Origin of the sequence: Microbacterium sp. lyk4-40-TSB-66, from assembly GCF_030209475.1 — a bacterium.
Classification (GTDB): domain Bacteria; phylum Actinomycetota; class Actinomycetes; order Actinomycetales; family Microbacteriaceae; genus Microbacterium.
On sequence record NZ_JARVRW010000003.1, the window covers coordinates 219,899 to 232,332 of the forward strand.

General features: G+C 69.7%; 14 protein-coding genes. 6 read left to right on the forward strand and 8 right to left on the reverse strand.

Going from position 1 to position 12,434, the window contains the following annotated elements:
* Window positions 1–13: 13 nt before the first annotated feature.
* The 4 genes from QRO03_RS06125 to QRO03_RS06140 all read right to left on the reverse strand — a co-directional run bounded on the left by QRO03_RS06125 (window position 14) and on the right by QRO03_RS06140 (window position 2,843).
* Window positions 14–577 carry a dihydrofolate reductase family protein gene (locus tag QRO03_RS06125; protein ID WP_285136642.1) on the reverse strand — a complete coding sequence of 188 codons (564 nt, stop codon included), beginning with the start codon at window positions 575–577 and terminating at the stop codon, window positions 14–16.
* A 41-nt stretch (window positions 578–618) separates the two neighbouring features.
* Entirely contained in the window at window positions 619–1,395 is a 777-nt protein-coding gene (locus QRO03_RS06130; RefSeq protein ID WP_285136643.1) for a dienelactone hydrolase family protein, read from the reverse strand.
* A gap of 137 nt (window positions 1,396–1,532) precedes the next feature.
* Window positions 1,533–1,793, reverse strand: a complete 261-nt coding sequence (locus QRO03_RS06135; protein ID WP_285136644.1) for a hypothetical protein — start codon at window positions 1,791–1,793, stop codon at window positions 1,533–1,535.
* 177 nt (window positions 1,794–1,970) lie between these two features.
* A complete protein-coding gene (locus QRO03_RS06140; protein WP_285136645.1) occupies window positions 1,971–2,843 on the reverse strand; it encodes a helix-turn-helix domain-containing protein in 873 nt (290 codons plus the stop codon).
* Window positions 2,844–2,996: 153 nt separating this feature from the next.
* Here QRO03_RS06140 and QRO03_RS06145 point away from each other — a divergent pair, with 153 nt between their 5' ends.
* The 4 genes from QRO03_RS06145 to QRO03_RS06160 are packed head-to-tail and all read left to right on the forward strand — an operon-like array spanning window position 2,997 to window position 6,371.
* The gene (locus QRO03_RS06145) at window positions 2,997–4,241 is read left to right on the forward strand and encodes a multidrug effflux MFS transporter (RefSeq protein WP_285136646.1); all 1,245 of its coding nucleotides are present in this window, start codon (window positions 2,997–2,999) and stop codon (window positions 4,239–4,241) included.
* Between the two features lie 40 nt (window positions 4,242–4,281).
* The gene (locus tag QRO03_RS06150; protein WP_285136647.1) at window positions 4,282–4,698 is read left to right on the forward strand and encodes a (R)-mandelonitrile lyase; all 417 of its coding nucleotides are present in this window, start codon (window positions 4,282–4,284) and stop codon (window positions 4,696–4,698) included.
* On the forward strand, window positions 4,698–5,276 hold the full coding sequence (locus QRO03_RS06155; protein WP_285136648.1) for a cyclophilin-like fold protein: 579 nt from the start codon (window positions 4,698–4,700) through the stop codon (window positions 5,274–5,276). Before QRO03_RS06150 ends, QRO03_RS06155 begins: the two co-directional genes overlap by 1 nt.
* 60 nt (window positions 5,277–5,336) lie before the next feature.
* Window positions 5,337–6,371, forward strand: coding sequence for a zinc-binding dehydrogenase (locus tag QRO03_RS06160; RefSeq protein WP_285136649.1), 1,035 nt, complete (start codon window positions 5,337–5,339; stop codon window positions 6,369–6,371).
* A 403-nt stretch (window positions 6,372–6,774) separates the two neighbouring features.
* On the opposite strand, the gene QRO03_RS06165 is transcribed toward QRO03_RS06160, so the two are convergent.
* Both QRO03_RS06165 and QRO03_RS06170 read right to left on the reverse strand, forming a co-directional pair.
* Window positions 6,775–8,046 (reverse strand): flavin-containing monooxygenase, encoded by a 1,272-nt coding sequence (locus tag QRO03_RS06165; protein WP_285136650.1) that lies wholly within the window; start codon window positions 8,044–8,046, stop codon window positions 6,775–6,777.
* Window positions 8,047–8,072: 26 nt separating this feature from the next.
* The gene (locus tag QRO03_RS06170) at window positions 8,073–8,381 is read right to left on the reverse strand and encodes an ATP-binding cassette domain-containing protein (protein ID WP_350224123.1); all 309 of its coding nucleotides are present in this window, start codon (window positions 8,379–8,381) and stop codon (window positions 8,073–8,075) included.
* Window positions 8,382–8,457: 76 nt separating this feature from the next.
* Here QRO03_RS06170 and QRO03_RS06175 point away from each other — a divergent pair, with 76 nt between their 5' ends.
* Together QRO03_RS06175 and QRO03_RS06180 are read left to right on the forward strand one after the other, a co-directional pair.
* Window positions 8,458–8,865, forward strand: coding sequence for a MarR family winged helix-turn-helix transcriptional regulator (locus QRO03_RS06175; RefSeq protein ID WP_285136651.1), 408 nt, complete (start codon window positions 8,458–8,460; stop codon window positions 8,863–8,865).
* A 72-nt stretch (window positions 8,866–8,937) separates the two neighbouring features.
* On the forward strand, window positions 8,938–10,221 hold the full coding sequence (locus tag QRO03_RS06180) for an MFS transporter (protein ID WP_285136652.1): 1,284 nt from the start codon (window positions 8,938–8,940) through the stop codon (window positions 10,219–10,221).
* 35 nt (window positions 10,222–10,256) lie between these two features.
* Here the strand turns inward: QRO03_RS06180 and QRO03_RS06185 are convergent, their stop codons facing one another.
* Together QRO03_RS06185 and dnaB are read right to left on the reverse strand one after the other, a co-directional pair.
* The gene (locus QRO03_RS06185; RefSeq protein ID WP_285136653.1) at window positions 10,257–10,916 is read right to left on the reverse strand and encodes a Type 1 glutamine amidotransferase-like domain-containing protein; all 660 of its coding nucleotides are present in this window, start codon (window positions 10,914–10,916) and stop codon (window positions 10,257–10,259) included.
* Between the two features lie 32 nt (window positions 10,917–10,948).
* On the reverse strand, window positions 10,949–12,316 hold the full coding sequence (gene dnaB, locus QRO03_RS06190; RefSeq protein WP_285136654.1) for a replicative DNA helicase: 1,368 nt from the start codon (window positions 12,314–12,316) through the stop codon (window positions 10,949–10,951).
* Between the last annotated feature and the right edge of the window lie 118 nt (window positions 12,317–12,434).

Genomic DNA, 12,434 nt, shown 5'->3' on the forward strand with positions numbered 1-12,434 from the left:
CTGCCACCTCGGCCTACACAGCCTTTCGGTGCCGCCGCACCACAACCCCTCGCCCCAACTCCCACCGCTCCACCAACTCCAACGCCACCTGCTCTCGCACCCCCTCCAACAGCCGCGGCCCCCGCCCCGCGACCACCGGGTGCACGACGAACGTGAACTCATCGATCAGCCCGAGCTCCGCGAGCGCCGCCGGCAGCCGCACCCCGCCGACCGAGATCCCCCGCCCCGATTGCTCCTTCAACGCCGAGACCGCGGCCCCCAGATCGCCGCGCACGAGCGAAGCGTTCCAATCCACGGCATCCAATTCCGACGACACCACGTACTTCCGCATCGGGTCCATGACCTCCGAGAAGGCGACCTCGCTGGCATCCATCCAGTCTGGCCACTCCCCCGACTCCGGCCGGCGCCAGGCCGACTCCATCAGCTCATACGTCACGCGGCCGTAGAGCAGCGAGTCGGAGCGGCGCAGTTCCTCGGTCCAGAACGCCATGGATTCGGCATCCGGAGGCAAGCCCGCCTCGTGGTGCACGCACCCGTCGAGAGTGACATTGATGCCGTAGCGGAGCGGTTGGGGCATGACGGTCTCCCTCGACGTGGGGCGGTGGTGGTGGCGTCAGGCTAACGCGAGTCCGACTCCACGGGCAGAGGCTCCGACCGCAGGTGACGCACGAAGAACCTCTTCGCATCCTCCCCCGCGAACACCGGAACCCCCGTGTGCCCGCCCATGTTGGCGACGAGCGTCTTCTCGGTCGAGGCGAACGCGTCGAACAGGTCGAGCGCCGCCTGTCGGTCGTTTCCCTCGTCATCCCACTGCAGAAGAACATGGATCGGGATGCCGATACCCCGCGCCTCGTCCAACGTCGAGCGCGGCACGTAGCTTCCGGCGAAGAGACCCGCCGCTGCGATCCGCGGATCGACCGCAGCCAGCCGCACACCGACCGCGATGACCCCGCCGGAGAAGCCGACGCCCGTGCCGATCTCGGGCAGCGCGAGCACGGCATCCATCGTCGTCTGCCAGTCCGGGACGGCGCCGTCTACGAGGGGGAGGATGAGCCGGTCGATCACCTCGTCGCTCGGCTTCTCTCCCGCGGCGAGCGCGGTGCGCAGATCGGCGCGGGCCTGCTCGGCCCTGGGGAGAGGTGGGCGGTCGCCGGTGCCCGGGAGCTCGATCGTCACCGAGGCGAAGCCCTCGGCCGCAGCGGCTTTCGCGCGGGCGACGAGCCGCGGATACATCCGGCGCGTACCGAAGCCGCCGGGTTGGTTCAGCAGAAGCAACGGCGCCGGCGAGGACGGGGCCGCGGTGGGTGGCGTCCAGAGAACGCCGGTGAAGTCGGCGAGCGCGAACTCGCGCTCGAGTACGCCGTCGTCGAGCAGGGTGTGTGAGGTGAAGCGCATGGTCATGCCTTTCGGGAGCACCGGGGATCCGGTGCTCCCGGGCGACCTAACGCCCGACCGTGACTCCGCGAAGGAGCACCGCGAGATCGCCGCGACAAGGCGACACGGCCCCGACCGTCGCAACGAGCAGCTGCCCCTCAATACGACATGATCGGCGGCTGGTGGATCCGCACGCGCCTCCCGTTGACGATCATGACGAGCCAGGTGCATCCCGACCCCGTGGCTTCGAGGACGGTCTCGACGTCGAGCCGGAACCCGCCGTCGAATGCCGCGTCTTTGTCGCTCATCTGCTCGAGCGCTTCCTCCATCACCGCCGCGACGATGCTGCGCCCGAAGGATTCGTAGTTGTGCGCGCCGAGGTGCTCCTCGACGTATTTCCTATCCAGCGTTCCGGCCATTCGTCCCCACTCCTTCGTGTGACAGGAACGACGCGGCGTGGTCTCTGTTCGCACGCACCTCACGCGCTCCGAGATGAGCATGGACCCGACTCACATCCCGGTCAATACACCCCTGGCGCGGGCGCTTTCACCGGCCGGCGGGCTGCGGCAGCACGCTCTGGAGTGCGATGGCCCCCGTCACGACGCCGTCTGCGCAGCCGACTCCACCGCCCACGACGCCAACAACCGCAACCGCTCCGCAGACGGCGAGCCGGGCTCGGCGGAGTAGATCAGTAGCACGTGCCCGGGCTCCGCGGTGATCGCGAGCTCCTCGTAGACGAGGGTCACCTCGCCGACGACGGGGTGGTGGAAGCGCTTCTGGCCCGATCCGTGGGTGCGCACGTTGTGTGCCGCCCAGAGGGTGCAGAACACCTCGCTCCTCGTCGAGAGCTCGCCGACCAGGTCTTGGATGCCTCTGTCGTGCGGATCGCGGCCGGCTTCGGCGCGCACGACGGCGACGCACATGTCGGCGAAGAGGTCCCAGTCGGGGTAGAAGTCGTGCGCGGCTGGGTCGAGGAACTGGAAGCGCGCGAAGTTCGGCACACGCCCCGCATCGCCGATCAGGGGCGAGTAGAACGCCTTCCCGAGGGTGTTGAACGCGACGATGTTCTGCCGCTGGTCGCGCACCACCGCCACTGAGTCGGTGATGGATGCCAGTGCCCACTCCAAGCTGTTGCGGGGCGAGGCGGGTTTGCTGCTCCGGCGGCGGTTGCGACCCGACGACGGGATGCCGTCGGCGTTGCGCGCGAGATCGAGCAGGTGCGAGTGCTCGGCATCCGAGAGCTGCAGGGCACGCGAGACCGCGTCGAGCACGGCTGCCGAGGCTCCGGCGATCGACCCGCGTTCCAACTTCGAGTAGTACTCGACGCTGACCCCGGCGAGCGCGGCGACCTCGCTGCGTCGTAGCCCCTCGACCCGGCGGTTCGGCCCGGCGGGGATGCCGGCGGCATCCGGCGACACGCGGGCGCGACGGGTCATGAGGAACTCCCGCACCTCTGATCGATTGTCCATGTGCCCCAGGGTAGGTCGCCCCGGTCGCGCGAGGGATGCCCTCTCAGAGGACCCCTCCGGCGGGGCACGCTCCCCGCGCGCGAGGGGTTCCCTGCCGGTACACCTCTCGTCAGAGACTCCCCGACCGAGCGATGAACGAGGACCGTGGATGACATGACCGCACAGATCTCACCCCCTCGGACGGAGTTCAGCCGCATCCTGCCCACGCTGCTCCTGCTGCTGACGGTGTTCGGTCCGATCTCGATGGACCTCTACCTTCCCGCCCTCCCCGCGTTGGCGGCGGAGCTCGGCGCGGCCACCTCGGTGGCGCAGCTCACGGTGACGGCCTGCCTGATCGGCCTCGCCCTCGGGCAGCTGGTCGCGGGTCCCCTGTCGGATCGGTTCGGGCGACGCGGCATCCTGCTCATCGGCATCGTCGCCTACATCGTCACCTCGGCGCTGTGCGCGATCAGTCCCACGGTCGAGCTGCTGATCATCGCGCGGTTCGTGCAGGGTCTCGCCGGCGGGGTGGGGATCGTCATCGCGCAGGCAGCGGGTCGCGACATCTACACCGGTGGCGCGCTGGTGCGGTTCTACGGCCGCCTCACCGTTGTCGGCGGGCTCGCCGCGATCATCGGACCGCTCCTCGGCGGGGTGCTCAACACCGTCGCCGACTGGCGGGGACTGTTCGTCTTCCTGGCTCTCATCGGCGCGGGCATCCTCGTGATCGCCCTGGGGATGTTCCCCGAGACGCTGCCCGCCGACAGCCGCGCGACGGGCGGTTTCGCCCACACCCTGCGGGATTTCCGCACCCTGCTCTCCGACCGGGTGTTCGTCGGCGCGATCCTGAACCAGGGGTTCCTCTACGGCGCCCTCTTCGCCTACCTCGCCGGGTCGACGTTCGTGCTGCAGGACATCTACGGGCTGTCCCCGCTCGCGTACGCCCTCGCCTTCGGTCTCAACTCCGCGGGCTTCATGACCCTCGGCTACCTCGCCGGTCGAGCCGCGGAACGCTGGAGCGTCTCGGGCACCCTCACCCTCGGCATCCTGATCGCCGGTGTCGGCGCGCTGGGATTGCTCTCGTCGGGACTCACCCGGATGCCGCTGTGGGTCGTGATCGTGTCGCTCTTCCTGCTCGCCGGTGGGGTCGCGATCTCGTCGCCGCCCGCGACCACCCTCGCCCTCGTCGACTACCCGCAGATGGCCGGCACCGCCTCTTCAATGCTCGGCATGGTGCGGTTCGGCTTCGGGGGGATCGCCGCGCCCCTGGTCGGGGTGGCGGGTGCGCTCAGCATCCTCCCCCTCGGCCTGGTCACCACCGTCGCGGTGCTCCTCGCCGGGGCCGCCTTCCTCCTGCTCGCGCGTCGACCCGCACCGCGCACGTCGGCCCCTCGCACCCCGGGCGAGTACGACACATGAGCGCGTTTTCCGCCGTCATCCCTTCACGAAGGAGTCCGTCATGAACATCGAACCCGCAACGCCCACCGTCAAGAACCCGCCGGAGCAGTTCGCCGGGGACGTCTGGGTCGACCCCATCGCCGCTCCGCACGAGGCAGACCAGCGGATGACGGTCGCCCTCGTCCGATTCGCGCCCGGGGCGCGCACCGCCTGGCACTCGCACGCCCGCGGCCAGTTCCTGCGTGTCACCCAGGGCGTCGCCCGCTTCGGCGACCGCGACGGGAACATCATCGAGGTGCATCCCGGGCAGACGCTCTACACCCCGCCCGGCGAGGACCACTGGCACGCCGCCGCCGGCGACGCGTTCATGGAGCACATCGCCATGCTCGAGAACGGCGACGACCCCGCCACCACCACGACGTGGAAAGAGCACATCACCGACGCCGATTACGCCGGGACCGCGAAGGACCGGGACTGATGGCGGCGTTCACTGGCGGCGAGTCGAACGGCCGATCCCGTGGGCTGCTCGCCGTCGCCGTCGGCGCCCTCGTGACCGCGGCGATCACCGCGTGCTCCCCCGCCGCATCGCCTGCCCCCGCGACGCCTGCCCCCGCGACACCGACGTCCGCCGCCGACGCGTCACCGTCGTCGACGGAACCCGCGCCGACCCCCACCGACGGACCCGCGCAGATCGTGGGCACGGTGGTGCAGTTCATGTCCGACCGCACGAGCGTCGACGTCACGATCGGCGAAGACAGCCCCGGCGTGCGCGACTTCCTCTCACTGCTCCCGACCGAGCTGACGTTCGAGGAGTTCGCCGGCCGCGAGAAGATCTCGTACCTCCCCCGCGAGCTCGTCTACGACGGCTCGCCCGGCTCCGATCCCGAAGACGGAGACCTTATCTACTTCACCTCGTGGGGCAACCTCGGCTTTTACTACAACGCCGACGGCATCGACTACTCGGATGCCACCCTGCACATCGGCACGTACGTCGCGACCGAACAGCAGCTCTCGCTCCTCGAGGGCGGCCCCGTGACGGTCGAGATCGTCGACTGACACGGTCTTTCGTCGAGCCTCGACGTCTGACCCCCTGCACCACCTGCAAAGGAGAACATCATGCGCGCAACCCTCATGTACGCCGCCGGTGACGTCCGCGTCGTCGACGTGCCCGAACCGACGATCCACGAGCCCACCGACGTGATCATCCGCGTCACCTACGCCTGCGTCTGCGGGTCCGATCTGCACCCGTACCACGACCTCGCCGACACCCCCGAAGGCCGCAACATGGGCCACGAGGCCATCGGCGTCATCGAACAGGTCGGCGCCGACGTCACCACCTTCGCCGTCGGCGACACCGTCATCGTCCCGTTCGCCTGGTCGGACGGCACGTGCGCGTTCTGCCGCGACGGGGTCACCACCTCGTGCGTCCACGGTGGGTTCTTCGACGGCGCCGCCTCGGCCACGCAGGCCGAGAAGCTGCGGGTGCCGTACGCCGACGGCACCGCCGTCCCCATCCCCGCCGGAACCGACGAGGCGCTCATGCCCTCGCTCCTCACCCTCTCCGACGTCTACCTGACCGGATACCACGCCGCCGTGCGCGGCGGTGTCGAGGCGGGCAAGACCGTCGCCGTGATCGGTGACGGTGCCGTCGGGCTCTCCGCCGTCCTCGCCGCGCGTCAGCTCGGCGCCGAGACGATCATCCTGATGGGCCGCCACATCGCCCGCACGGATCTCGGCCGGGAGTTCGGCGCCACCCACGTCGTCGCCGAGCGCGGCGACGAGGGGATCGCGAAGGTCCTCGAGCTCACCGACGGCGAAGGGGCGCACGTCGTCCTCGAAGCGGTCGGGCACATGCCCGCGTACGAGCAGGCGTACGGCATCGTTCGGCCGGGCGGCGTCATCTCGCGCGTGGGCGTCCCCCAGTACGAGGATGCCGCCGTCGGCTTCGCCTCGCTCTTCGGCAAGAACGCCACCCTCACCGGCGGACCCGCCACCGTCCGCGCCTACCTCGAGGCCGCCATCCCCCAGGTGATCGACGGCACCATCGAGCCCGGCAAGGTCTTCGACCGGGAACTGCCGCTCGACGACATCGCCGAGGCCTACCGGCTCATGGACGCGCGCGAAGCGCTGAAGGTGCTTATCCGCCCCTGATCGGGTGACCTGCGCCCGCGCGGCCTGAGGGGACTCGACCCCGCCCGCGCGGGCGCTCGCGGCATTGCTCGCATCCATGGAAACGGACTGCTACTGCACCAGCCTCCGCGTGGCGGCCCGGCGCGCGTCGGCGATCTACGACCGGGTGCTGGAGCCCGTGGGAATCACCTCAGCGCAGTGAAGTCTGCTGCGCCGCGTGCCGCAGCCCGGCGGCGAGCCGATCACGATCCAACTCGAGGATCACCCCGTCGACCACGACGACCGAGCGCCCGGAGAAGAACGGGGCCGTCCGGGCAGCGGGAGAAGGTGCATCACGCGCAGGGTCGACGTGACGTGACGGATTCGGGGAGAGATGCCGTCCACTCCTCCCACGCACGGCTCACAGTCGTCATCGATCAGCGCATCAGCTATGACGCCTTCGCGCGGACGCCGAATCCCGCTTCCTGACGCGACCCCGAAGCGTGGCTGACGCGGCGATCCGATCTGCGGTCGCGGTGGCGTCGTCGCCGACGCCGAACAGCAGCGACGATCGACGTCTGCGCAGAAAGTGGGAGCCGACGACGTGGAGCCCCGGTGCGGAACGGATCTCGCCGTCGTCATGGAGGGGAAACCCGTGCTCGTCGAGCAGTCCCGGTACGTCCACCCAGTCGGCATAGGTCGACCGGAACCCGCACGCTACGACCACTGCTCCGAAGCCGCGCAGATCGAGCTCGGTCACCTCATCCGTGGCGAGCGCTGAGGGTGGCTCGATCCTCGGCGCCGGCCGACCCTCCACCGCGCTGGCCCGGGCGACTGCCGAGGCCACGACGGCGAAACCCGCGTCGCTCGCGGCGATGGTGGCCACGAGGTCGGAGGCGAGATACACCGTCGATCCCGATGCTCCGACGAGGTGTCCGACAAGACGCACTCCTAGTGCTGCCAGGGTGCGAAAGTGCAGGTCATGGCCGCCTCGGGCGCCGGTCGCCTGGACGTTTGCTCCGCGGCGCGCCGCCGGGGCGGGGAGATCCTCGGGCCGTTGCTCGTAGAATCCCGCGGCGATGAGCCAGTCGAAGAGGTCGCGATCTCCGACTCGACGGTAGAACCAGGGCGCGCGGCCGCAGGCCATGACCACATCGCGCCCGGCGAGTGCGAGCTCCTCGGCGATCTGGCAGGCACTCTGACCGCTTCCCACGACGAGCACTTTCCCTTCGGGAAGCCTCTCCGGGTTGTGGTAGCTCACGACGTCGACGACATCCACGTCCGGCGAAAGGCCGTCGAGTGCGGCGGGCCGCAGGGGCCGCTGGTATGCCCCCGCCGCGAGCACGACGGTGCGTGCGCGCAGGGTTCCCGCCTCGGTGTCGACGAGGAAAAGGCCACCCTGCGGCGTGACCCGACGCACCGGAGTGTGAGCCCGTACGTCGACCTTGAGGCGGCCTGCATAACGCTGGAGGTGATCAGAGATCTCGGATGCCGACATGAAGCCGTCCGGGTCGTCGCCGTCGTACGCAGCGCCCGGCAGCGAGATCGTGCGATTGGGCCCCACCAGGGTGAAGCTGTCCCACCATCGGAGCCACGAGGAACCGGGGGTTCCCGCCTCGAGCACCACATGCTCGACGTTGCGGGCGCTGAGTTCATGGCTCGTAGCGAGTCCGGCCTGTCCGGCTCCCACGACGACCGCATCGACGTCTTCGACCATGGGGCCACGATGTCACACTGCCGCTCTCACGGCACGCTCTGGCAACCGACCCACACCGACACGTCGATCGCGCTGACCGGCTCGTCGGCGACGAGGATGCGGGGGCGGCACACCAATGCCCGCGCGATCGAGATGCGCTGGCGCTGATCGCCCGAGAACTCGTGGGGAAAGCGGTCCACCGCGTCGCGCGGCAGGCCCACCGCCTCGATCATTTCGGCCACGGCATCCGCCAGCTTTTTGGCGTTCATCGTGGTGCCGCGCTCGAAGTTGGACGCGTTCAGCAGGGGCTCGGCAACGATGCCGCGGATGCGCATGCGCGGATCGAGAGATGCCATCGGGTCTTGGAAGGGTGTGGCATCCGGATGCGGGGCTTCGCACGTCTCTGACAATTACGTGTATATGCTCGCATCCATGGAAACGGACTGCTACTGCACCAGTCTCCGCGTGGCGGCCCGGCGTGCGTCGGCGATCTACGACCGGGCGCTGGAGCCGGTCGGCATCACCTCCGCGCAGTGGGGCCTGCTGCGCCGCGTGCCGCAGCCCGGCGGCGAGCCGATCACGATCCAAGACCTCGCCGATCGCGCTGAGCTGGAACGCTCGACGGTCGCGCGCAACATCCGTGTGCTCGAGAAGCGCGGGCTCGTCGAGATGACGACCTCGTCGACGGATCGCCGGGCGTCGGCCATCGTCCTGACCCCGGATGCCGTCGCGGTGACGGCCGCAGCCCAGCCGCTGTGGCAGCGCGCGCAGCGTGAGATCGAACAGGCCCTCTCCGTCGAATCCGCCGGCGAACTGCGGCGCCTCGCCCTCTCGGTCTGACGCCGTGCACGTGGCATCCGGAATCCGCCTGACGAAAGTCCGGCCCGTCGACACCGGCATCCTGGAGTGGAAATGACACGCACCGATCCCTCTCGCGAAGACACCCGCGCCCGCATCCACCCCGCCTGGGGGGTCGCGGCCGTCGCCTTCGTGGCACTGCTCGCCGCGGCCGGGTTCCGTGCGGCGCCCGGGGCGCTCATGGTGCCGCTGAACGAGGAGTTCGGCTGGTCGACGAGCGTGATGTCGCTCGCCGTCAGCGTCAACCTGCTGCTCTACGGCCTGACCGCGCCGTTCGCCGCCGCGCTCATGGATCGCTTCGGCATCCGCCAGGTCGTCGCGACCGCCCTCACGCTCGTCGCCCTCGGCGCCGGAGGCAGCGTCGTGATGACCGCGTCGTGGCAGCTGCTGATCTTCTGGGGAGTCCTGATCGGCCTCGGCACCGGGTCGATGGCGCTCGTGTTCGCCGCCACCATCGCGAACCGCTGGTTCGTGCGCCGCCGCGGTCTCGTGATGGGCATCCTCACCGCCGGTTCCGCCACCGGACAGCTGATCTTCCTCCCACCCGTCGCCGCCCTCGCCGACGGCACCGGCTGGCGGGCGGCATCCCTCGTCATCGCCGCCGCCGCGCTGCTGGCGGTCCCCCTCGTCTGGTTCGTACTGCGGGATCACCCGCGCGACCGCGGTGTTCTCCCGTACGGCGCGGATGCCGCCACCTACAGCGCACCGCCGGCGGTCGCGGGCGGCGCCGTGAAACGCGCTCTCGAGGGGTTGGCGTATGCGGCGAAGCGGCGGTCGTTCTGGGCCCTGGCCATCGCGTTCGCCATCTGCGGAGCCACGACGAACGGGCTCATCGGCATCCATTTCATCCCGTCCGCCCACGACCACGGCATGGCCACGACGACGGCGGCCGGGCTCCTCGCGGTCGTCGGGGTGTTCGACATCGTCGGCACGATCGCCTCGGGCTGGCTCACCGACAAGTTCGATCCTCGCAAGCTCCTCGTCTTCTATTACGTCTTCCGCGGGGTCGGGCTGCTGCTTTTGCCCTGGCTGCTGGCCGAGACGATCCACCCGAGCATCGTGCTGTTCGTCGTCATCTACGGGCTCGACTGGGTCGCCACCGTCCCGCCCACCGCCGCCCTCTGCCGTGAGCTCTTCGGCGAGCGCGGCACCATCGTGTTCGGGTGGGTCTTCGCCGCCCACCAGATCGGCGCCGCCATCGCCGCCCTCGGCGCCGGCGTCATCCGCGACACCTTCGGCGAGTACACCTACGCCTGGTGGGGAGGCGCGGCGCTCTGCGTCATCGCCGCCGTGCTGTCGATCGCGGTGAAAAGGGCGAAAACCCCGACCGCGGTGTGACCGCGCGGCGCGGTGGTCCCGTCCTCGTCGAGCGGTCAGCGCCCGAAACGCTCCCAGTGCCCCTCGGAGACGACCCGCACGTCGCCGTCCACGACCGCGAGGGCCGTCTGGTCGTCGATCGCGTACGCCGGTCCGCCGATCTTCGCCGCCCACTCCCGGGCACGCTCGGCCGTGTTGGCGGACCATCCCGGGTAGTCGAGGTGCGGGAAGACCGAGAAGTCGACCACGCCGAGCGTCTCGTCGGTGCCGTCGGGCTGCCACCCGACGAACTCCGGGCCGATGCGCGGCGTGAGCACCATGCTCCCGGCGCTCACCCCGACCCACACGATGTCGTGCAGCGAAGGCAGCAGCTCCGCGAGCCCGGACTCGCGCAGCCAGTGCGCGAGGTAGACCGCCTCGCCGCCGTCGACGAGGAGGACGTCGGCCTCGCGTACCCATGGCATCCATCGCTCCGGGCCGATGCTCGGCAGCACGGTGAGTTCGAGGACGCCGACCGACGTCCACCCGAGGTCGGTGAGACCGGTCTGCCCCGCCACGGTGCGCCACACGCTCGCCGGCGTGCACATCGGGTGCCCCCACTGCGCGGTCGGGATCACCAGCGCGCGGGACTCCTCGATCGGCTTGCCGAGAAGGGCGACGAGGGCATCACGGATGCCGTCGTTCGTAATCCCACCGGAGGTCAGGAGCAGTTTCATGCGATCACCGGGACGTCGGAGGGCGGCTCGAACTACATCCCCGGCGCCATGTCGGCGAACCGCGAATAGTGTCCCTGGAACGCCACCGTGATCGTGTCTGTCGGGCCGTTACGGTGCTTCGCGACGATCAGGTCGGCCTCGCCGGCGCGCGGGCTGTCTTTCTCGTAGGCGGCCTCGCGGTGCAGCAGCACCACCATGTCGGCATCCTGCTCGATCGAGCCCGACTCACGAAGGTCGGAGAGGGCCGGCTTCTTATCGGCGCGCTGCTCAGCGCCACGGTTCAGCTGGGAGAGGGCGATGACGGGAACCTGCAGCTCCTTCGCCATCAGCTTGAGCGCACGCGAGAACTCGCTGACCTCCTGCTGACGCGACTCGACGCGCTTTCCGCTCGTGAGCAGCTGCAGGTAGTCGATGACGACCATCTTCAGGCCCTCGCGCTGCTTGAGGCGACGGCACTTCGCCCGGATCTCGACCAGCGTCATGTTGGGGCTGTCGTCGATGTAGAGGGGCGCGTCGTTGATGCGGCCGCGGGTGGCGGCCACGGTGGTCCAGTCGCGCGAATCGAGCGTGCCCTTGCGCATGCTCTGCAGCGGAATGGCTCCCTCGGCGCTGAGGAGGCGCATGGCGATCTCGCTGCGCCCCATCTCGAGCGAGAAGAAGATCGTGGGCATGTTCGCTTTGACCGCGGCAGCGCGCGCGAAGTCGAGCGCCAGCGTCGACTTACCCATGGCGGGGCGTGCGGCGATGACGATCATCTGACCCGGGTGCAGACCGTTGGTCAGCTGGTCGAGCCCGGCGAAGCCGGTAGGGATGCCCGTCATCGACCCGTCGCGGCCGCGGGCGGCCTCGATCTCTTCGACTGCGGCATCCACTGCCGTCGTCAGCGGGATGTAGTCCTCGGCGCTGTCGTCTCCCGAGACGTTGTAGATCTCGGCCTGGGCGCTGTTCACGAGCTCGATCGGGTCGCCCTCGCCGGCGTAGCCCATCTGCACGATGCGCGTGCCGGCCTCGACCAGGCGACGCAGCAGTGCGCGCTCGGCGACGATCGACGCGTAATAGCCGGCGTTGGCGGCGGTCGGCACGATCGAGGTGAGCGTGTGGAGGTAGTCCGCTCCCCCGGCGCGCTGGAGCTCACCGGTCTTGATGAGCTCGTCGGTCACGGCGACGACGTCGGTCGGCTCACCGTGCGAGTAGAGGGTGAGGATCGCCTCGAAGATCAGCTCGTGCTTCGGGACGTAGAAGTCGCCGCCGCGGAGCGTCTCGATCACATCGGCGACGGCATCCTTCGACAGCAGCATGCCGCCCAAAGCGCTCTGCTCGGCGAGGATGTCGTGCGGGGGCGTGCGCTCGGGACGCGGTGCTTTTCCGAGACGCTCCTCGGCGATGTCAGCGATCGACACAGGCTCTCCTTCTGCTCTCGGGCCGCCCCGGCGCCCCCCTCACGCGCGCGCGGACGGATGCGATGGCGAGAGGTGGAACGACCTCGGGAGCATCCGATCACCGACGTCCGACATCGAC

Coding starts and splice junctions, on each gene's coding strand:
- QRO03_RS06170 (WP_350224123.1), bottom strand. CDS start 8,381: ATGGCATCTCTCGATCCGCGCATGCGCATCCGCGGCATCGTTGCCGAG.
- QRO03_RS06130 (WP_285136643.1), bottom strand. CDS start 1,395: ATGCGCTTCACCTCACACACCCTGCTCGACGACGGCGTACTCGAGCGC.
- QRO03_RS06175 (WP_285136651.1), top strand. CDS start 8,458: ATGGAAACGGACTGCTACTGCACCAGTCTCCGCGTGGCGGCCCGGCGT.
- QRO03_RS06150 (WP_285136647.1), top strand. CDS start 4,282: ATGAACATCGAACCCGCAACGCCCACCGTCAAGAACCCGCCGGAGCAG.
- QRO03_RS06185 (WP_285136653.1), bottom strand. CDS start 10,916: ATGAAACTGCTCCTGACCTCCGGTGGGATTACGAACGACGGCATCCGT.
- QRO03_RS06160 (WP_285136649.1), top strand. CDS start 5,337: ATGCGCGCAACCCTCATGTACGCCGCCGGTGACGTCCGCGTCGTCGAC.
- QRO03_RS06125 (WP_285136642.1), bottom strand. CDS start 577: ATGCCCCAACCGCTCCGCTACGGCATCAATGTCACTCTCGACGGGTGC.
- QRO03_RS06155 (WP_285136648.1), top strand. CDS start 4,698: ATGGCGGCGTTCACTGGCGGCGAGTCGAACGGCCGATCCCGTGGGCTG.
- QRO03_RS06135 (WP_285136644.1), bottom strand. CDS start 1,793: ATGGCCGGAACGCTGGATAGGAAATACGTCGAGGAGCACCTCGGCGCG.
- QRO03_RS06165 (WP_285136650.1), bottom strand. CDS start 8,046: ATGGTCGAAGACGTCGATGCGGTCGTCGTGGGAGCCGGACAGGCCGGA.
- QRO03_RS06145 (WP_285136646.1), top strand. CDS start 2,997: ATGACCGCACAGATCTCACCCCCTCGGACGGAGTTCAGCCGCATCCTG.
- QRO03_RS06180 (WP_285136652.1), top strand. CDS start 8,938: ATGACACGCACCGATCCCTCTCGCGAAGACACCCGCGCCCGCATCCAC.
- QRO03_RS06140 (WP_285136645.1), bottom strand. CDS start 2,843: ATGGACAATCGATCAGAGGTGCGGGAGTTCCTCATGACCCGTCGCGCC.